Origin of the sequence: Methylobacterium durans (assembly GCF_003173715.1) — a bacterium.
GTDB classification, from domain to species: domain Bacteria; phylum Pseudomonadota; class Alphaproteobacteria; order Rhizobiales; family Beijerinckiaceae; genus Methylobacterium; species Methylobacterium durans.
The window spans coordinates 1,208,659-1,227,198 of the sequence record NZ_CP029550.1; the positions used below are offsets into that span (position 1 = coordinate 1,208,659).

Sequence of the window (18,540 nt, forward strand, 5' to 3'; positions counted from 1 at the left end):
CATTGACGGACGTCACCCATGATCGGTGATGATCAAATTAACATCGCGTCCATGACGTAGTGCGCTCAGGGCTTCCCGCCCTGAGGCTGCCTGAACGACCGTGTGGCCAAGGTCTTCCAGCATCTCGGCTGTGTTTGCGAGCACCAGAGCATCATCGTCCACCACCAGAACTCGCAGCGGCTTGAACGCCGAAGCAACGGCTTCGGCCGTGGTGTCGGCCGGGCGCGCTGCGGAAGCAGCCTCCTCGGCCAACGGCAGCCAAATCTCTGCCGTTGTGCCTTTCCCCTTCTCGCTCGACAGGACCAGTCGGCCACCCGACTGCTCGGCCAGTCCGTGCACCATCGAGAGCCCCAACCCGGTGCCCTTGCCAACACCCTTGGTCGTGAAGAATGGCTCACGTGCCCGCACCAAGGTCGCTGGGTCCATACCCTCGCCAGTGTCATTGACCGACAGGCACACGTAATTGCCGGGTCTGAGTGCATCCGCGGCCTCAGGACCGGCATGCTCCTCCCGCGCCGTCAGGGCGATTGTGCCACCATTCGGCATCGCGTCGCGCGCATTCACCGTCAGGTTGATGAGGGCGAGTTCCAGCTGGTTGGCGTCAACGCGGACCACGGGAAGCTCAGGAGGAAAGTGCTCCTCAACGCGCACCGCTGGCCCGGCAGCTCGCTGGAGCAAATCTGTCATGCCCTCGACCAGAGAAGCGATGTCCACGGACTCTGGCTTGAGATCCTGGCGACGCGCAAAGGCAAGCATGCGCTGCGTCAGCGCCGCGCCGCGCTGAGCACCCTGCGCAGCGTTGTCCAGCAGGCGGCGTAGCCGAGGGGTGTCAGGGATTCGCTTGCGCAGCAGATCGAGGTTCCCGATCACGACAGCCAGCAGGTTGTTGAAGTCGTGCGCCACACCCCCGGTTAGCTGACCCACCGCCTCCATCTTCTGCGCCTGACGCAGTGCCTCTTCGGCACGCTTACGCGCGGTCACATCGACAAGGCCGCCGAGAACACCCGTGAATGCGCCATCGTGGTCGTACTCGGCTCGCCCGGAGACCACGACCTCTCGGATCTCGCCTGCCTTCGTGACAAACCGATACTCGGCTTGCTCCAGCGTGCCCTCCCGGATCAGCCGAGGCCAGTCCTCCTGCATCCGCTGGCGAGCAGAAGCTTCCGTCATGAAGTTGATCAGCGGGCGGCCGATCACCTCCTTGCGGGTGTAGCCGAGGAGGTCAAGCCATGCATCGCTCACCTGCTCGATCTGGCCGTCACTGTCGAGCGAATGAAGCGGAAGAGGCGTCCTGCTGTAGAGCCTGCGGAAGCTCTCCTCACTCTGACGAAGCGCTTCGGCCTCGCGCTCCGCCAAAACGGCAAACCGCCGGTCGAACATGGCAGCCACAGAGGCCAGGAACAGGATGACAAAGGTCGTGGTAGCAACGGCCAGGGCCAGCTTGACCTGATCGAGGCTGGCATCCGTGTGGGCTGCAGCCATTCCTGCATGAGCGTGGAACACTGAGCCCTGCATGGCTGCGTAGTGCATCCCAGCCACGGCCACGCCCATGACGAGCGCTGCGACGATCCGGGACGCTGCCCCGGGTACCGGAATGCAAGCCACAGGGCTGTGGTGGAGGCTCCGATGGCGATCAAGATCGCAACTGCGACCCAGACACTCTCGTAGCGCAGGTCGGCCGGCATGCGCATCGCGGCCATGCCGACATAGTGCATGCCCGCGATGCCCAGCCCCATGAAGAGGCCGCTCAACCCGAGCATGATTGTGCTCGCCTCGCTCCTACTCACGACAGCGAACGCGACCCCGGTGACGCCGACGGCGAGAAGAAGCGAGAGCACGGTGAGGGTTGGATCGTAGCTGACCTCCATGCCCGGCATGCTGAACGCGAGCATGGCGACGAAGTGCATCGACCAGATCCCGCCGCCCATCGCGACAGCAGCCGTTCCGAGCCACGCGTGCCGCACCCAACCTGTAGCGGCACGCACGCGGCTGGCGAGATCAAGAGCCGTGTAGGAGGCTGCCGCCGCGATCACGACCGAGAGCAGAACGAGGAAGTGGTCGTGAGATCCTTCAGCGGCCATAGCTCTGCAACCTCGTGAGCAGCTGTGCTCACGTCCGAAGAGGAACGCACCTTGCAGCTTCTCCGTTGCTGAGGAGCGATAAAACGCCAAGTTGGTTTAACTTCTTGTTCCTCAACCACCTTTGAGGCGGAGTCCTCCGCATCGTGATAGCAAGAAGGTCATATTCGAGGCGCTAATTCGGCTTACTGCGCGCAACCTGCCAAGCTCCCCAATCGCTGCGCTTGCCTGCCGGAGATGATTTTGCACGACCTGCCCCCGGCCGCTCAGCCGCCGAGCGAACGTGAAGCCGAGCTTGAGGCCGAGATTGGCCGCCTGCGTCGCTCGCTCGATGAGGCTGTGCGGCGCACAGCCGACGATGTGCCTGGGGCTACCGCAGGCTATGAGCACGAAGTGGCCGATCTTCGCGCCGCTCTGGCTCTTGAGCAGGCACGCTCGGGCGAGTTGGAGCAGGCGAACGCTGAACTCACCGCTAGTCGCGCGGCTCTCGCGGCCAGCGAAGCGCGCTATCGCCTCGCGGTGGAGAGCGCCAGCGACTACGCCATCTTCACCACCGACCTGACCGGGCGCATCACCGGCTGGAACTCAGGTGCTGAGAACCTGATGGGCTGGACCGAGAACGAGGCCGTCGGCGCTCCAGCCAACCTGATCTTTACGCCCGAGGACGACCGGGTCGCCATCGCGGAAACCGAGATGCGCTTGGCCGTGACGGAAGGCCGTGGCGAGGACGATCGCTGGCACCTCAAGAAAGATGGCAGCCGCTTCTGGGCGAACGGCCTGATGATGCCACTACGCGATGATGAGGGTGGGCTCGTCGGCTTTCTCAAGATTCTGCGGGACCGCACGGAAGCGAAGCGCGCAGCCGAGCGTCAGGCTCTTCTGGTGCACGAACTCAACCATCGCGTGAAGAACACGCTGGCCACTGTCCAGGCATTCACCAGTCAGACTCTGCGCACAGCCGGCTCACTGGCCGAGGCACGCGAGGCGATCACGGCGCGGCTGATCGCGCTGGCTCAGGCGCACGACGTGCTGACAGCCGAGGACTGGCAGGGGGCGGACCTTGCTCAGATCGTCGCTGATGCCCTGCGGCTGCATGGCGGGGACGGCGAGCGCTGCCGCTGGCAGGGCAACGCGGTACGCGTTTCATCTCGCATCGCACTGGCGCTCGCGATGGTGCTGCACGAGCTTGCGACCAACGCGATCAAGTACGGAGCGCTCTCGAACGCGACTGGCACCGTTTCTGTGACATGGAAGATCACCGATGTGGGCGATCGGTCAGCCGAGCCGCGCCTTCGGCTTGCACTGCGTTGGGAGGAGCGGGGTGGCCCGCCTGTAACACCGCCGACGCGCAGAGGGTTCGGCACGCGCATGATCGAGCGCGGTCTTGCCAGCGAACTCCAGGGTGAGGTCCAGATGAGCTACGAGCCGGCAGGAGTCGTCTGCCTGCTCGACATCCCGCTGGAGGTCGGCTGAGGAGCGTCACGACAGGTCAACGGCAAACCTCCTGCGCTGTAAGGTATGCCAAACGAGGCCAGCTCGTCCTGAAGGGAGCGGCTGTCGTGGGGCGGCACAGACGCATCAGGCGGTCACCCGGCTCAACCGGCCATCTGCGAAGCCGAGCAGATCTGACAGCAGGGCGCGTCCGCGGCTGACACGGCTCTTCACGGTGCCGACCTGACATCCGATCACCTCGGCGGCAGCCTCATAGGTCATGTCGTGCACGCTCACGAGGAGCAGAGCCTCGCGCTGGACGGCAGGCAACTTCGCCACCTTGCCCCAGACATCCTGCAACTCGATCCGATCCTCTTGGTCCGGCACCTCGATCAGCCGCTCCGCCGCAACCCAATCTGCGTCCTCCACCTCACGCTTGTGCTTGCGGCACTCGCTGTAGAACTGGTTGCGCAAGATCGTGAACAGCCACGCGTTTAGGTTGGAGCCGGGCACGAACCTGTGCTGTTCGACCAAGCCCTGAGCAGCGCCTCCTGCACGAGATCATCGGCTCGCGCCGCGTTCCCGGTTAGGGACATAGCGTAGGTGTGCAATCGCGGAACCGCTGCCAGCAAGCCATCACGAAACGCTGCCGCGTCTGGCTCTTTCTGAGAGGCCAGCGCAGTCTCAAGCTGCCGGATGAGATCGAGAAGCCGCTGTGGCTGGTTCTCCGTCAGGAAAGTGCCATAGCAGGCCCGAAGCTGACTGCCGAGGTGGGCGCGCAGGGCTGCGGTCAGGCACACTCGCTGGTTCTGGTCGGGGTTGATCATGGGCACCTGTGAATGGCCAAGCTGAAGCGTGACCATTCAACTCACCGGCAGCGTCACCGTTCCTGCGGTTGCATACTGAATTCGAACCTAGTTTCGGAGAAATAGAGAGACGCTTCGGAAGATATGCTTACGCGCGATCTTCCGTCCCGGCCTCATCATCGCTCCGCTTCTGGCACGCGGGAGCGATGAGCCCCCGATATTCCGGCGAACAACTTCCTGCCGGCTTTGCACGACCTCGTACATTCACGCGGGCGCAGGCAGGAATCGTCACGCACCTGCAACAAAGGTTATGGTCAAAATACCTGCTTGGTATACCAGCCCCGGTGGCAGCGTGCGCGCATGCGGCCTCAGCACGATCTTCGGTTCCCTCTGTGCTCGTGGGAGCTTCAGCCTTTCACACGCCGAGCTGACATCCCGCACAATGAGGGTGTCTCATAGAACGCTTCAAAGACGGCCCAATTAGATGCCGCCTTACAGGGAGACGCGCCCCGTGCCAGGAACCACTCAGGTGAACGAGAACCTTCCGCCGCAGATCCAGAAGGCACTGGCTGAGTGCATCGCTGGGGCTCAGATCTCTGAACGCAAGGCGAGCGACTACCTCAAGCTCTCGCAGGGCGAAGCGGATGACTCGGTCTACGAGGCATGCCGCTCGATGCACCGGTTCTATAGCTCCATGCACGAGTTCTTCCGCGAGGAGCAGATGGCGATCTCTGCGCTCCTGAAGCCCGCTGGGGGAGCCCTCCCACCGTACGTGGCCACGGCTGCCTGAGGTGGCTGGATTTCCGTGCAATTGACGCGTCACGGTAAGCATTTCCGCCAGCTCACGGGATCATTGTAGCTACGATGCGGCTGCGTGAAGTAGGAGCGTCCGTACAAGGCTCGGCGGGAGAGCATAGGCTGGCGTAAGCCAGTCATGGCGTCGTGGAGCAACCGCCCCCGGAAGCTTCAAGGCGCAATTCCGCAGAGTTGGACGATCTGGAGTGCGACGCTTTACGCATACCAACCGACCGAGGCTGCCATGGAATGAGCAGATTCGGTTCGCAGGTTGCTCGCGACAGAGGGGCAGCAGGAATGCTTTTTGCGGGCATTTCGCGGCCCGGCGGTCGAGGGAGAACGCCTTGGGCTCGGACGATTCCGAATACGTACTCGATGCGCCCGACCGAGGCTGGAATCACGAGCCGTCGCGGGCTGAATTGTTCAAGCAGATCAAGTCACCTGCCTACACCACCGACGCGGACGGCTGGCTGACCTACTACAACGAGGCGGCAGCCGATCTCTGGGGCTACCGGCCTGAACTCGGCAAGACGCGCTGGTGCGGCTCCTGGCGGATCTTCACGACCGAAGGCGCGCACCTGCCGCTCGACCAGTGCCCCATGGCTGTGGCGCTGAAGGAGGGCCGTGCAGTACGTGGGGTGCAGGCTGTAGTGGAACGACCGGACGGGACCCTGATCCCCTTCCTGCCCCATCCGACGCCGCTGCGAGACGCCTCGGGCGCGATCGTCGCCGGCTCCAACGTGCTTCTGCCGCTCACCGCGCAGGGCAGCGTACTGCCTCCCTTCGACTACTCCGGCGACGACTGGACGGAGGCACTGCCCCCTGATCTGCCGGATAGCCTCGAACTCGACGATCTGACGGGCTGCCTCCAGAGAACCTTGGCTGCCCAGGCTGATGTGGAGTTCGGCTTCCAGATCGACTGCGAACGCCTTGAGGCATGGTCCAGCTCAGAGGCCGAGAAGGAGCACATCGTCCGGCAGCTTGAGAGCAAAAGGGAGAGACAGCGCACCCTGCTGAACAAGCGACTCGACCAGCTACAGCAGCGGGCCAAGCGGCTCATGGCGGAGGCTCAAGAGGGGAAGGGGACAGCGAGGATGATCGTAGATCCTCGCAACACCCTCCACTGAGGCCGCCCGCCAGCGTCTCGGCACAAACGGCTGTGCCTCGTCGGGACGGCTACAGGTACCTTTCGGCTGAGGCGCTGCCCTGCGACTGCGCTCTGTCAGTGATCAGCGCCGCTGCTACGAACTGCTCTGCCAATGCATCTGAGCCGGAGGTGGCCATATTCGCGAGCCCCAACGTTAGCTCCGCTGGCAGCGTGGCCGTATTGTCCTGCATGAAGGCCGCGATCTTCGGCGCGATCTCAGCCCGGAAGCGCGAGCCGTTGAAGATGCCGTAGTGCCCCGCGCCGATCTGGAGGTGGTACGCCTTCTTCTCGGCCGACAGGTTCGCGGCGAGATCCAGAGCCGCGCGCGTCTGGCCGACGCCGGTGATGTCGTCCTTCTCACCCTCGATCGCCATCAGGGCACAGCGGCGGATCGCGCCGAGCTCCACCAGCGCCTCACGGTGCCGCATCACGCCACGCGGCATGGCGTGGTTGATGAACACCGTCTCGATCGTCTTGAGGTAGAACTCCCCGGTGAGATCCATCACCGCCAGATACTCGTCGTAGAACTCCCGGTGCTTGGCGGCCGAGTCACCGTCGCCCTGCACGAGGTGGTTGAACATGTCCCAATGCGCCGTCTGGTGGCGATTGAGGTTCATGCTGATGAATCCGGCCAGCTGCAGGAAGCCGGGGTAGACATTGCGGCCGTAGCCCGCGTGAGGCCACGGCACCGCGTGGATGCAGTTCTGCCGGAACCAGTCGATGCTGCGCTCCTGCGGCAGCTTGTTCACGGCGGTCGGCGAATGGCGGGTGTCGATGGGGCCGCCGATCAGCACGGCCGATTGCGGCACCAGCGGGTGATCCTCGGCTTCCATACGGGCGATCGCGGCGAGAACCGGCACGGAGGGCTGGCAGACTGCCATGACGTGCAGGTCCGGTCCCAGCGCCTCGAACATGGCGATGCAGTAGTCGATGTAGTCGTCGAGGTCGAAGCGTCCGGCCGACAGCGGCACCTGCTTGGCGTCGGCCCAATCGGTGATGAACACCTGATGCGTGTCGAGGAACGCCGCCACCGTGCCGCGCAGGAGTGTTGCGTAGTGGCCCGACATGGGGGCCACGATCAGCATCTTCGGCTTTGCCGAGGGTGCACCGAAGGCAATGACGCGGCAGAACGGGCGCTCCCACACCACGTGCTCGGACGCGGGCAGGTCGAAGGCAGGCTTGGCGTAGCGGCGCGTGCCACGCTCGAACAACTCGCAGGAGGCAGCGACGGCGCGGCTGGAGGGTGTGTAGGCGAGTGGGCTGAACGGGTTCTGACAGGCTGTCTTGGCAACGCCTGCTGCCATGCGTGCTGGGGTGAGCATCAGGTCACAAGCATCACGCATCAGGTACAGCATAAAGGCGTTCCCTTCGGCCCATTCCAGAGCAGAGCCATTGCAGAGGAGACCATTTCTGCGATGGCCAACGCCCTGGAACTATGATGCGTTGCACAGCAGCGAAATGAATCGTCCGCCTGCGTAATCAGCCACGATGGTGCATGATGGTTCCACCCTTGGCCATCCTAACCTTCCGTTAAGGTAAGCGATGCCCGGACGCCTGATGCGATCGCGCCACAGCGATCGCGGCGGTAGCGAGCTACAGCTCGACGCTGCTTGGTGGTCCTGTGCCGGTGAGGAACTACAGCTCGACCATCGCGGTCACGCCGAAGGGCGCAGGTGCGCTGGTCACTTGGCGAGCCACCTTCGAGGCTGACGCGGTGAGTGATGCGGAGGCGGTGGCCTTCATCGCCGGCGTCTACGAGCGAGGCTTGGCCGGCATCGCGAAGGAAGCAGGCAGGTAGGGCAGCAGCCAGTACGGATCACCGCCTTCACCACTCCTCAGCCACGTGTGGCGAGACTGCTTTATGCTGAGCCTCTCGCCGCCGCGCCTCGTGACGTTCCTGCTGTCCATCATCCTCATCGGGCTTGCGGTTGCGAGCCTCTACCTGAAGATCCCAACGATCGGCCCCACTGTCGTGAAGTACCGCACGTGGTTTTTCATCGCTGCCTACGCCGTGCTGGCGCTCGGTGTCGTCTCAAGGAGCCTGTGAGTTCTCGCTTGCAGCTCCTGTCCCGCTGGAAGCCGCTGAGGTTGACGACGGCGGACACTGGTGGCGAGTGTGTGGGACGTCCCGCAAGCCCTCCGCCCTGCTCCAAAGATCAGGGTGTTGTCGGCTTCCCGTGTGCCGGCTCGATGGCGTCGATGAGGACGGCCTGAGCACCTTCCTGCCACAGCGTTGCGACCGGGATTACCACGGCATCAGCACAGGCCTGAACGGCGTGAGGTAGGTCGAACTGCACTGCGAGGCCGCCTGCCTTGGCATCGAGCCATGCCATCATGGGAGGCGCGTCTCCAGACCAGTTCGTGACTGCGTCTCGGCACTCCTTGTCGGCTTCGTCGATCTTGGCGTCGCCGGCCATCGGGCGGTAGCCCTCGAGGTAGAGCGCGTGCAGCATCCTCGAGGCAAGCGTCACCATTTTCGTGCCATCTGCACCCGCTGCGAGGACCGCCTTGCCAGTGAGTGAGGGTGGAAGGAGCATGGTCCAGACGACGGGAGCTCCGGTCGCGAGATCGTACACGATGGCCATGGTGCTGACGTTGGGGTGCGCGCCACCGCAGAACACGTTGTCGGTGATCTCGAAGCTGAGGAAGCGGGGACCTCGCATCGGAACGTTGATGTTCCGCTCCCATGAGCTGTTTGCCCCACCCTCTGCCTTACACTCCAGGGCAGCCTTCCGGACGCTCGCATCCAGGCGCCGCAGGGCGGCATTGATCCGCAGCTCCGCCTCGTCAGTGGGATTCACGATCTGCGGCATGGACGCGAGGTTCTTGCTCACGTCGGGCGGGACCCGCAGGTGGACTGGTCGATCGGCAGCAGACGCTGAGGAGACGATCGCTGCAAGGAGGGTTACGGCTGCGAACAGTTGGAAAAGGCGGTTCATCGCACAACCATGGGTGGGAGAGTCACCCTCCCCAGAGCTTCCAGTGGATAGCGGAATTCGTGTAACGATTTCCCCGTTTAACTTACTATAAGCAATTTCGTTACAGGATTTTGATCATGCCCCTCAATCCGAAGAGGCGACTCTCCAAGCAGTGTTGTGAGCTGTCTTATCGATTTACTCGGCATGCGCATCCTATCACAGGATAGCTCAGGCGCTGCTCTGATTGGCCATCTCACGGTGTGTGAATGTAGTCGGCAGGGCCGATCTCGCTGGGATCAGTACTGACCTTCATGTCGCTGACGGCGCTGTATCCCCCATAGCATGCGCAATGCGGGCACCAATCTCGTTAGCGGCTCGGCGCAAGGGATCGGCATCCAAATGAGCATACCGCTGTGTCGTGGCTGCTTGAGAATGACCAAGCAGTTTGCCGATGATCGGCAATCCGAGGCCGCCTCCCGCTCCCACGCTGGCAAACGAATGCCGGAGGTCATGGAGCCGGACACCTTCCAAGCCCGCTTCCTTCGTCACCAGCTCCCACGGACGCTTCAGATCCGATCGTGGCTTTTCATTCGACTGCCCAGCACTGCCGCTAGCAATCACGAAGGCCCCGACGCGGGGGGTATCGGCAAGCACCTGAAGAGCTGGGGCATTCAGGACGATCGCCTTCTTGCCGGTTTTGCTATCCGGAAGCAGCAGTAGTCCCCGTGCGAGGTCCACGTGCTCCCAGCGAAGGTGCAGGATCTCACGGAGGCGCGCGCCGGTGAAAAGGAGAAGCCGCAACGCTGCCGCCGCATGCTGGCTGATTTTAACCCGCCGGTTCTCAGGCCGTGGTGCATGCTTCACGTTCCTGGCGGCACTTGGCTCCCATGGAACGCCCAGCGTCTCTGCCGTGCGTATGGCCAGACCAAGCCGCTCCAGCTCCTCGGCGGAGAGGAACCGCTCACGCTGATTCTCGCGGTACTTTTCAATCTTCGCCGCAGGGTTGAAGCCCTCCGGAACGAGCCGTCGTTTTGCGGCCCAGGCGTACATCGAACTGAGGACGGCATTGGCGTAGTTCGCCATGGATGGCCGGCTCTGCATTCTATGATGCAATCGAGCGACGTCAGCTCGGGTGACCTCCTCACCCAGCTTACGGCCGAGGCTGGGCAGGATGTGCAGATCGAAAGCCCGGCGGTAGTTTCCTAAGGTGCTGGGCTTCCGTTTCGTTTTCATGTGTTCGGCGAGAAAAGCCTCGGCGATATCAGCCACCGTCAGGGCGGCGCGCAACTGCGCACGATCGGCAGCCGGGTCCTCGCCCCTCGCCACAGCCCCGAGGACTTCCTTCGCCTTCCGGCGAGCCTCATCCGGCGTCAGAGCTCCATGACGCCCGATGCTCAGAAAGCGCTTGGGCGCAGCACGACCACCGTGTCCTGCGCGATAGCGGACAAGGTAGCTTTTCAATCCCGAAGGCTCGACCCGCAGGCCAAACCCTTTCAGCTCGGAGTCCCACACGATGTAGCGGATCGCGGCTGGGTGCGCAGCATCAACGCTCCGCTTCGTCAGCTTGGTTGGGGAGATGTCCATTACGGTGGTCACCGAGCTTCTGGTGACCACTAGGTGACCACCGAAAGGCGAACTAGCGGAACCGCCAGCACACTCGATCTCACCGTAGCACGGGCAGACTCAAGGGGATAGCGATCTCCAGCACCCCACATCAAACTCGGGAAATCTCGTTACCCCTCATTCGTAATGAGGGGGTCGGGGGTTCGAATCCCTCTTGCGGCACCACCCTTTTCAAGCACTTATACCGGTCGACGGTGATAGCGACTCACGAGGTTTCGTATCGGCGGCGGATCTGGTTCGATGAGGCAAACCGGGAGGGTTTGCCATGTCCGCTGCGGTTGCTCTGCGTGAGGATTTCAACGCCGACGATCTTCGACGTCTGGCCAAGGCCAGCCGAGACGCGGGCCAGAGCCGCCGGCTGCTGGCGCTGGCCGAGATCTACGAGGGCGGCAGCCGCACGGATGCGGCTCGGATCGGGGTGGTAGGGTTGCAGACGGTGCGCGATTGGGTGCTCGCCTTCAACGCAGCTGGCCCGGCCGGGCTGATCAACCGCAAGGCCCGGGCAACCCAGCCAAGTTGAGCGATGCGCAGCGTCAAGCGCTGGCGCAGATCGTCGAGAGCGGGCCGGACCCGGATCGACACGGCGTGGTGCGCTGGCGGCTGAAGGATCTCGCCGCCTGGATCTACGCCAGCTTCGGCGTGAGCCTGGACGAGAGCACGGTGGGCCGCACGGTGAAACAACTCGGCTTCCGCAAGCTGTCGGCACGCCCGCGCCATCATGAGCAGGACCCGGCCGCACTGGCAGCCTTCAAAAAAACTTGCCAGCCGAGGTGAGGGCGATCCGAGCCCGGCTGCCGGCTGGCGCGGCCATCGAGGTGTGGTGGTCAGACGAGGCTCGGGTCGGCCAGAAGAACACGCTGCCCCGCCGCTGGGCGCGCCGCGGCAGCCGGCCCTCGGCGCCCAAGGACCAACGCACGGCCCACGCCTACATCTTCGGAGCGATCTGTCCCGAGAAGGGCAAGGGTGCCGGCCTCATCATGCCGAGATGCGATACCGCGGCGATGAACGAGCACCTCAGGGAGATCAGCTGCAGCGTCGAGGAAGGCGCCCACGCCGTGCTGATCCTCGATGGGGCGGGCTGGCACGTCGCCCACGACCTCGTCGTGCCCGCCAACATCACCCTGCTGCCGCTGCCAGCCTGCGCCCCGGAACTCAACCCGGTCGAGAATGTCTGGCAGTTCCTGCGCGACAACTGGCTCGGCGACCGCGTCTTCTCGTCCTACGAGGACATTGTCGAGCAGTGCTGTCAGGTCTGGAACCGGTTCATCGACCAGCCTTGGAAGATCATGTCCATCGGCCTGCGTGACTGGGCCTATCAGTTATGATCACCACCGATTGGTATTAGCCCGGACCAACCCTGACCGCTCTCTTGAGGACGCTGCCTCGGGGAGGATCGGGATGCCGCTGCGCGATGTCGTGCCGGGGGATCCAGCCAGAACCGTCGGCGTCGTTGCCTGATCCTGCCCGAGAATCGAACTTCCGGCGCCGTCATCGTCGAATTCGAACGCCGTGACATCCGCAACCCGCTTTTCATGGGGCCGGGTTGATCGGCGCAAGGTGCTCGATCGGCTAGCCACGGCTGGCCAAGCTGAATTCGACAGGAATAGGGAACGGTCTGTAGCGCTTCCGATGGGCTGCCGTGGGCACCACCGATGCCTTGCGACGGGTGGAGCGCCGTTCGGCTGCGGACGTGGCGGTCGGGTGGGCGCCTGTGCTCACCCGTCGAAGACGCCGGGGCACCGGATCAGCAGCTGGCCCAACCTGCACGACCTCGTCCGCCCCAGCCGCCACAGGGCCGTGACTGGGGCTTCGCGGCAGAATTGCTGCACGGGGCGCCTCTGACGCAGGCAGGTCGACCCAAGTACTCGCCCGGTAAACCAGAGACGTCACGGCAGCGCTGTCCATCGTTCCGGCACGGGTCATCTGTCGGTCGTCCGGCGCAGCATTCCTCTGCTCGGGCAGAAGGGTGCCAAAGGCGGTCGCCCAGAGTGCCGCGACGGCCAGGGCTGAGCCGGCCAGGACCGTGCGGTTTACCATGGCCTTCAGAACAAACCGGCCACGCTTTGCGTTCCGTCAAGCGACCCGCGCAGCGGTGGTTGCGGCCGTCGCCATGCCGACGCGATGCCGGGCCGCGTGCGGCCCGAGGTCCGGGTTGCGAGTGTTCGTCAGTCCACGGACTCTCGCTCAACTCGGGCGACGCTGACCGAGCAGGTCATGCCCCCGACAGTGTCGGGGGCCGTCCTGTCACAGGATGAAGTCGCCGCTCGTAAAATGATGCGAGCCGAGAGCCTTGATCGTAAAGTCGGAGACGCCATCACCGTTGACGTCGCCGGCAAGATAGGTGCTGCCACCCGACTCGTAGGCCTTCAACTCACCGGCGTTCTGATGGAAGCCTTGATCGCCGATGAAGGTGAAACCCTGGTCTCCGGAGAGCTTGGTGTTCGCGTCGATGCCCCGCAGATCGATCTTGTCGGCACCGTGCGAAAAATCGGCCACCGTGTCCCGCTTGGCCTCGCGCACCGTGTCGAACACGAACGTGTCGTTCCCGGCGCCTCCGACCAGGTAATCCGAACCGCCTTTGCCGTTGATCGTGTCGTTCCCGGCGCCGCCCTTGAGGGTATTGCTGTAGCGATCCCCGGTAAGGGTTTGACCGGCCGTGACGGTCGTTGGCGTGGTCTGAACCGGCGTGGTGGGCGCGGGCGCAGGGGTCGCCGGCAGCGGATCCGTCGCCGTGCCAGTGATCACGTCATTGGCCTCGGCCCGCTCTGTCGCATTCGGCGTCCCAAAATTCTCGGTGACGAAAACGACATTGTAGCCGCCGATCGTCCCCTGTTTCAGACCGATGCCGATTTCCTCGAACGAACCATTGATGATGTTCGCGTAGTGGCCGGGAGAGTTCACGAGCATGGTGTGCAGTTTCTGCACGGTCGCTTCGTCAAGGCCCCCGCTCACGTAGGCGATGTTCTCACCGTAGCCCTGCCAGCCGTAGCCGGCGCTGGTGATGCGCGCGCCGGGGTTGGAACCGTTCACGCCCGTGTGGGAGAACGTGTCAGTCTGATCCATCCAGGCACTATGGGCGTCCGCGGCATCCAGCAACTCGCCATCGAAGCTGAGAGGTTTCGCACCGACGCTCGCGCGAGTTTGATTGACAAGGCTGAGAAAGTAGGATTCGATATTGGTTGGCGTGGCCATTTCGACAAGCTCCCCTTGTTAACACTACGATGAAATTATGAATTACTGAGAATAAGAGTAAAAAACTACTGAGATTGTCGGAATAAACTGTCTACAATATTCAACCTGCATAGCATTGGCGCGGCAGCACTGCAGGTCGCCCTGCCAGCAACGCGCAGGGCTCGGGTTGACGTGATGTCGATGACAGCGTCCGTGCTGCCCGCAGGCATCGGTCGAGGATTGGCCGCCGGCGATTGTCCTCGCGCAGGAGGGTGCTGCGGCGGTTGCTCGCGCCCTTGATGTTCCGTGGCCAGAAAAGGCAGGCGCTCCTGCACCCGCCTCCCCCATTCGATCGCCTTACGCGGCGATCCTCGGGCGCCCTCGCCCATGTGATCGAGACCGCAAGCGCTCGAGGGCGCAGCCAGCCTCGAACTTCATCGGCGCCCCGCGCTCAACAATGCCAATCCGAGTGATGCGCAAACTGCAGAAAGTCGTGATGTCCGGTGTGATGGCCCGAATGCCCGACGTCTTCGCTGGCTCCCGACGAGTCGAAGGCGCTCGTCCGGGCCGTATCCGCATCTTTCCCGTCATGGCCGGAGGCGTGCCAGTGGTGGTGGCGCCCCCCACCGCTGCCTTGGAAGTGAAATGAATCATTGCCCATCCACCCGGTGGAGATGTCGGGCTGGGCATTGCCCCGCGACGCCTCGGATGTCGGTTCGGGCGCCGTCGCAGTAGGCGCATCCGTCGGGTTCGTGGGTGCCGTCCCGGCCGGGTTCAGCGGCGGCTGCGCCCCTCCTTCCGGTAGGGCGACGGGCGGGGGCGTTTCGGAAGTCGCGCTGCCGTTCTCCGCCGCTTGTGCCGGCTCGGATGCGCTCGGGGACGACGTGCCCGTGCTCTCGGTGGGCTGGGCCGACGACGGCGGCGCGGGCGGGACGGATGTGCTGTCCGCCGGTTGCACGGGTTCAGAGGGCGCTGGTGTCGACGCACCCGTGTCTGCGGCCGGGTCCTGGCCAGCACTGGCGGAGGCGGGAGCAGCAATGTCGAGGGCGACGTTCTGGGCGGCGATCGTCACGTGGTGACTGCCCGCAGGTGCGCCCGCACCGGAGAAGGTCACGTCATACTCGCCGGCAGCCAGCGCGAGCTGGTAGCCGCCTGCATCCATCGTGGTCGTCGAGGCCACATGACCAGCCGCGTCCGTTGCCGTGACCGTGACGCCTGCAAGCCCCTCCCCAGGATCGTAGAACGCATTGCCGTTCGCGTCGGAGAAGGCTGCGCCGGTCACATAGACGTTCGATCCGCTATGCCCGAAATCCTCGGTGACCAGAACACCATCCCATCCCTGAAACTGTCCCTCCTGAACACTGATGCCGGCCTCACTGAATCCAGCATTGAGGATATTGGCGCGATGTCCCTCGCTGTTCATGAGATTCTGGTGGAGCGTGAGCGTATCATCGCTGATGCCGGCGGCTCCGGATATAGACTTCCAGGCGATGTTCTCGCCGTCTGACCAAGCGCCACTGAGATTGTAGCCCGCAGCCTGGACCCGGGCGGTCAGGTCTGGCTCATTGGAAACCACGTGTGCGAACTCGTTCGTCGCGAACATCGACGTGTTATGGCCATCCGCAGCGACGCCCAGAGCTGTGCTGAAGGCGAGCGGCTGTGCGCCGGTCTTCGCCCGCTCACTGTTCACCAACTGAAGCAAGTACTGTTCGTCTGCCGTCGGCTCGACCAAGGGGTTCGCTGCCACCCAGCTATCCTCCGCTTATTAAAAATGTTTGCGACGAAGGTTAACATCGCAGACAGCGTGGCCATATTGTGTCATCAGCTTGGCAATTGAGCGGCAGACAGTCAGATGGGCGGATTAGTACAAACTCATACATTTATGCAAGGCATGATTTCCAACAAAAGGACTACGGTCTTGCGAGATTATATTCGCAACCGTGTTCTCTGTTATTTGGATTTACTTGAAATCTTCGCTACACTTCGCCACTCGCCCCCTTGACGCTGCGCCAGCGACGCGAGGGCGCGCGAGGGCGCCATTCGCCTGCAGATTAAAGACCGATGGCAATATGCGCCTAGAGCCGGGGGATCCTTCGATCAGCGCCGTGCAGCGTCCTCTGCCGCCTCAGCGCCGCGCCATGCCCAGGCTCGTCTGTCTGGCGCGGCGCCATTTCAGGTAGGCTTGGTAGACCTGCTCCTTGTCGGCGGCGACGTCCTGCGGCTGCTCGCTCAGGAAACGCTCGATCTCGGCCTGGGGCGCCCCCTCGTCGCGGTGTGCGTCGAGCCAGTCCTGGGCCGGGCGGAACCGCGTCCAGCCGACCACCGAGGCCGCGAGGTTGACCTCCCGCCATTTCGGGTGGCGCTGCGGGGCCAGGAACTTGTCGAACTGGCCGAAGAACGCTGCCACGAAGCGCTCGAGTTTCCGGTAGCGCTCCGAACCCTTCGAGTGGTTGTAGACGCCCAGGATCGTTCCGACCGCCAGCGTCTCCACGGGCCGTCCGCCGTCGACTAGCTTCGGGTAGTCGGCGCCGGTCAGCGTCGCGGGCACGTAGGCCTCGCTCAGCGTGTCGAGGTAGGGGATCGTCACGAGGTGGAATCGGTCGCCCGGCTCGAAGCCCGCCAGCACCGAGACGGGCTTCGCCGCCACCGAGACCACCGCCTCGACCTCGCCCTTGCGCAGCATCTCGAGGGCGGTCGGCTGGTCGACGTTGAGCGCCTCGACCTCGATCCCGAGCCCGCGGAACATGGCCCGGCCGCTGTAATCTGTGCCGCTGCCCTTGACGTCGAAGGTCACGCGCTTGCCGGCCAGCTGGCGCACGTCGTCGATGCCCTTCGGGGCGATCACGTGGAGCTCGTCGTTGAAGAGCTTGGCGATATAGTGGATGCGCTGATCGACGTCCCTGAGGCGCTTGTCCTGGCGGAGCTGGTCAAGGGTGTCGGTCCGCACGAAGCCGAGATCGACCCCCTTCAAGAAGCGCAGGTCGTAGGCGTTCTCGCCCGCGCCCTTGCCGAGGATCGGCAGAACGCGGATCTTGTCGCCGTCGTTGAGCACGAAGGCGATGTCGGCACCGATGCGGAAGTAGGTGCCGCCAGGCGTGCCGGTGATGACCGAGACCGTGTTGGCGTTCATGGTCTCGCTGAGCATCGCCTCGGTGGTCACCTCTGACCGCATCTCCGTCTTGGCCTCGCGCGGCTCGGGCAGCTTCACCTTGGCCTCGCGCGGCTCAGGCGGCTTCGCGCCGGCTTCCCGGGCGAGGCAGCCCGGCGCGGCGAGGAGGAAGAGGGCCCCGAAGAGGGCGGACAGTGTGGTGCGCCTCGGCGTCATCGGCGTGCTCCGTTGCGATCTCAGACTCAGCGCATCGCCTCCGCGAGGCTCTTCGGGTCGCCGAGGCCCTCGCGGGCAGCTCGGGCGTAGAGGGCGCGGGCCCGTTCCGGATCCGCCTGGAGCCCCTGGACCTTCCAGGCGCGCAGCATCCTCGGGTCGCAGGTCTGGGCGAGCAGGAAGGCGGCGCGCGGCTCGCCGCGGTCCATCGCCCGCTCCAGAACGAGGCGCGCGCCGCTGATGTCGCCGAGCTGGATCAGCCGCTCCGCGCGCTCGACCAGCGCCTGCGGGCTCGGCTCGGAAGGGGAAGCGGCTTTGGCAGCGGTGGGCGGCATGGCGGGAGAGGGAGGCTTGGCGGTGCCCGGCGCTGGCCCCACGGGCGGCGGACCTGCGGTATCCGGATGCGTCGCGGGTGCGGGCGGCTTCATCTCGGCGAGCCGCGCCTCCAGCGGCGCGATCGCCGGGAGTTGAGGAACATAGACCTGCGAGGCCGTCTCCTTGAGGTTCGCCGTTACGACCGGGGCCGATGCGCCGACGTCCGGCCGAAGGGCCGCTTGGCCGCTCGGCTGCGCGATCGGAACGGGCGCCTCGCGGGGCTGGACGTTGAGGGTGAAGGTCGAGCGCGCCAGCCGCAGGGGCTCGCCATTCTCCGCCCGCGACAGGGCGGCAACCGCCAGGGTGAAAGTCCCGATCTGCTGCGGCAGCAGGGTGATCGACAGTTCCGGTAGGTTCCAGTCCGTGACCTCGACGATGGACTTCTCCTCCTGGGCCGTGATGGCGTGGAGGGAATCCGCGAGGCGCGCGCCCTTCGGCAGACCGAGCAGGTAGGTGCTGGGGTTGGACCGGTCGGGCAGGCGCCGCACCTCGATCGCGAGCGGGATCGGTGCGCCGGGCTCCCCGATGACGTCGCGCGAGAGAACGAGGGTCTGCGTCGCCGATCCGGGCCGGACATCCTCGCTCCCGTCCGCGGCCGGTGCCGCGGATGCCGCGGCGGCCCAGCCGGCGACGAGCAGAGCGAGGGCGGCGGGGGCGCGGCGGTACCCGGAACGAGGAGCGCTCGACATTGGCATCCCTCCCGATCGTCGCCTCGCGCGACGCGGCCCGCCGGAGCGCGTGCCCTGAGGGCCGCGCGTGTCAGTGTTGAGATCGAGGCTTGAAATATTGCGGCGGGCCGAAGTCCCGCTCCTCAGTCGCGACGTTGCATCGCGAGCCGCTTTGCGGAGTGTCGTGCTCGCCAAGCATCGATCCA

At 64.4% G+C, this 18,540-nt stretch carries 14 protein-coding genes and 2 pseudogenes; 6 read left to right on the forward strand and 10 right to left on the reverse strand.

The features are described 5' to 3' along the window. Positions 1 to 18: 18 nt before the first annotated feature. A pseudogene (locus tag DK389_RS05705) lies at positions 19 to 2,081 on the reverse strand (MHYT domain-containing protein); the annotation flags it as partial. Positions 2,082 to 2,321: 240 nt separating this feature from the next. On the opposite strand from DK389_RS05705, the gene DK389_RS05710 reads away from it, so the two are divergent. Continuing rightward, positions 2,322 to 3,551, forward strand: coding sequence for a sensor histidine kinase (locus DK389_RS05710; RefSeq protein ID WP_236960640.1), 1,230 nt, complete (start codon positions 2,322 to 2,324; stop codon positions 3,549 to 3,551). Between the two features lie 105 nt (positions 3,552 to 3,656). Here DK389_RS05710 and DK389_RS35190 read toward each other — a convergent pair whose 3' ends face one another. Both DK389_RS35190 and DK389_RS35195 read right to left on the reverse strand, forming a co-directional pair. Further along, on the reverse strand, positions 3,657 to 4,022 hold the full coding sequence (locus tag DK389_RS35190; RefSeq protein ID WP_335645523.1) for a sigma-70 family RNA polymerase sigma factor: 366 nt from the start codon (positions 4,020 to 4,022) through the stop codon (positions 3,657 to 3,659). Then, entirely contained in the window at positions 4,004 to 4,372 is a 369-nt protein-coding gene (locus tag DK389_RS35195) for a sigma factor (RefSeq protein ID WP_335645524.1), read from the reverse strand. Before DK389_RS35195 ends, DK389_RS35190 begins: the two co-directional genes overlap by 19 nt. Positions 4,373 to 4,844: 472 nt before the next feature. Between DK389_RS35195 and DK389_RS05720 the strand changes: the two genes are divergently transcribed. Together DK389_RS05720 and DK389_RS05725 are read left to right on the forward strand one after the other, a co-directional pair. Beyond that, positions 4,845 to 5,105, forward strand: coding sequence for a hypothetical protein (locus DK389_RS05720; RefSeq protein ID WP_109888008.1), 261 nt, complete (start codon positions 4,845 to 4,847; stop codon positions 5,103 to 5,105). 349 nt (positions 5,106 to 5,454) lie between these two features. Then, positions 5,455 to 6,237, forward strand: coding sequence for a PAS domain-containing protein (locus tag DK389_RS05725; protein ID WP_109888010.1), 783 nt, complete (start codon positions 5,455 to 5,457; stop codon positions 6,235 to 6,237). A gap of 49 nt (positions 6,238 to 6,286) precedes the next feature. Here DK389_RS05725 and DK389_RS05730 read toward each other — a convergent pair whose 3' ends face one another. Next, complete coding sequence (locus tag DK389_RS05730) at positions 6,287 to 7,612, reverse strand: polyhydroxyalkanoate depolymerase (protein WP_109888012.1); 1,326 nt, start codon at positions 7,610 to 7,612, stop codon at positions 6,287 to 6,289. A 251-nt stretch (positions 7,613 to 7,863) separates the two neighbouring features. Here DK389_RS05730 and DK389_RS05735 point away from each other — a divergent pair, with 251 nt between their 5' ends. Both DK389_RS05735 and DK389_RS05740 read left to right on the forward strand, forming a co-directional pair. Then, positions 7,864 to 8,055, forward strand: coding sequence for an SRPBCC family protein (locus tag DK389_RS05735; RefSeq protein WP_418292042.1), 192 nt, complete (start codon positions 7,864 to 7,866; stop codon positions 8,053 to 8,055). Positions 8,056 to 8,118: 63 nt separating this feature from the next. Continuing rightward, a complete protein-coding gene (locus tag DK389_RS05740) occupies positions 8,119 to 8,304 on the forward strand; it encodes a hypothetical protein (protein ID WP_109888016.1) in 186 nt (61 codons plus the stop codon). A gap of 109 nt (positions 8,305 to 8,413) precedes the next feature. Here the strand turns inward: DK389_RS05740 and DK389_RS05745 are convergent, their stop codons facing one another. Then, positions 8,414 to 9,091, reverse strand: a complete 678-nt coding sequence (locus DK389_RS05745) for a DUF4163 domain-containing protein (protein WP_236960642.1) — start codon at positions 9,089 to 9,091, stop codon at positions 8,414 to 8,416. A gap of 393 nt (positions 9,092 to 9,484) precedes the next feature. Beyond that, positions 9,485 to 10,771 carry a site-specific integrase gene (locus DK389_RS05750; protein ID WP_236960644.1) on the reverse strand — a complete coding sequence of 429 codons (1,287 nt, stop codon included), beginning with the start codon at positions 10,769 to 10,771 and terminating at the stop codon, positions 9,485 to 9,487. 292 nt (positions 10,772 to 11,063) lie between these two features. Between DK389_RS05750 and DK389_RS05755 the strand changes: the two are divergent. Continuing rightward, positions 11,064 to 12,123: pseudogene (locus DK389_RS05755) on the forward strand (IS630 family transposase). A gap of 919 nt (positions 12,124 to 13,042) precedes the next feature. Here the strand turns inward: DK389_RS05755 and DK389_RS05760 are convergent. From DK389_RS05760 to DK389_RS05775, 4 genes are all read right to left on the reverse strand, one after another. After that, on the reverse strand, positions 13,043 to 13,990 hold the full coding sequence (locus tag DK389_RS05760) for a CAP domain-containing protein (RefSeq protein WP_109888022.1): 948 nt from the start codon (positions 13,988 to 13,990) through the stop codon (positions 13,043 to 13,045). 430 nt (positions 13,991 to 14,420) lie between these two features. Continuing rightward, on the reverse strand, positions 14,421 to 15,716 hold the full coding sequence (locus DK389_RS05765) for a CAP domain-containing protein (protein WP_109888024.1): 1,296 nt from the start codon (positions 15,714 to 15,716) through the stop codon (positions 14,421 to 14,423). A gap of 378 nt (positions 15,717 to 16,094) precedes the next feature. Continuing rightward, complete coding sequence (locus DK389_RS05770) at positions 16,095 to 17,141, reverse strand: TAXI family TRAP transporter solute-binding subunit (RefSeq protein WP_109896067.1); 1,047 nt, start codon at positions 17,139 to 17,141, stop codon at positions 16,095 to 16,097. A 179-nt stretch (positions 17,142 to 17,320) separates the two neighbouring features. Continuing rightward, positions 17,321 to 18,355, reverse strand: coding sequence for a hypothetical protein (locus DK389_RS05775; RefSeq protein WP_109888026.1), 1,035 nt, complete (start codon positions 18,353 to 18,355; stop codon positions 17,321 to 17,323). Between the last annotated feature and the right edge of the window lie 185 nt (positions 18,356 to 18,540).

What these genes read in the sequence shown, in the direction of transcription:
- DK389_RS35195 (WP_335645524.1), bottom strand. Translation starts at nt 4,372, where the DNA reads ATGGTCACGCTTCAGCTTGGCCATTCACAGGTGCCCATGATCAACCCC.
- DK389_RS05770 (WP_109896067.1), bottom strand. Translation starts at nt 17,141, where the DNA reads ATGCGGTCAGAGGTGACCACCGAGGCGATGCTCAGCGAGACCATGAAC.
- DK389_RS05740 (WP_109888016.1), top strand. Translation starts at nt 8,119, where the DNA reads ATGCTGAGCCTCTCGCCGCCGCGCCTCGTGACGTTCCTGCTGTCCATC.
- DK389_RS05775 (WP_109888026.1), bottom strand. Translation starts at nt 18,355, where the DNA reads ATGTCGAGCGCTCCTCGTTCCGGGTACCGCCGCGCCCCCGCCGCCCTC.
- DK389_RS05730 (WP_109888012.1), bottom strand. Translation starts at nt 7,612, where the DNA reads ATGCTGTACCTGATGCGTGATGCTTGTGACCTGATGCTCACCCCAGCA.
- DK389_RS05760 (WP_109888022.1), bottom strand. Translation starts at nt 13,990, where the DNA reads ATGGCCACGCCAACCAATATCGAATCCTACTTTCTCAGCCTTGTCAAT.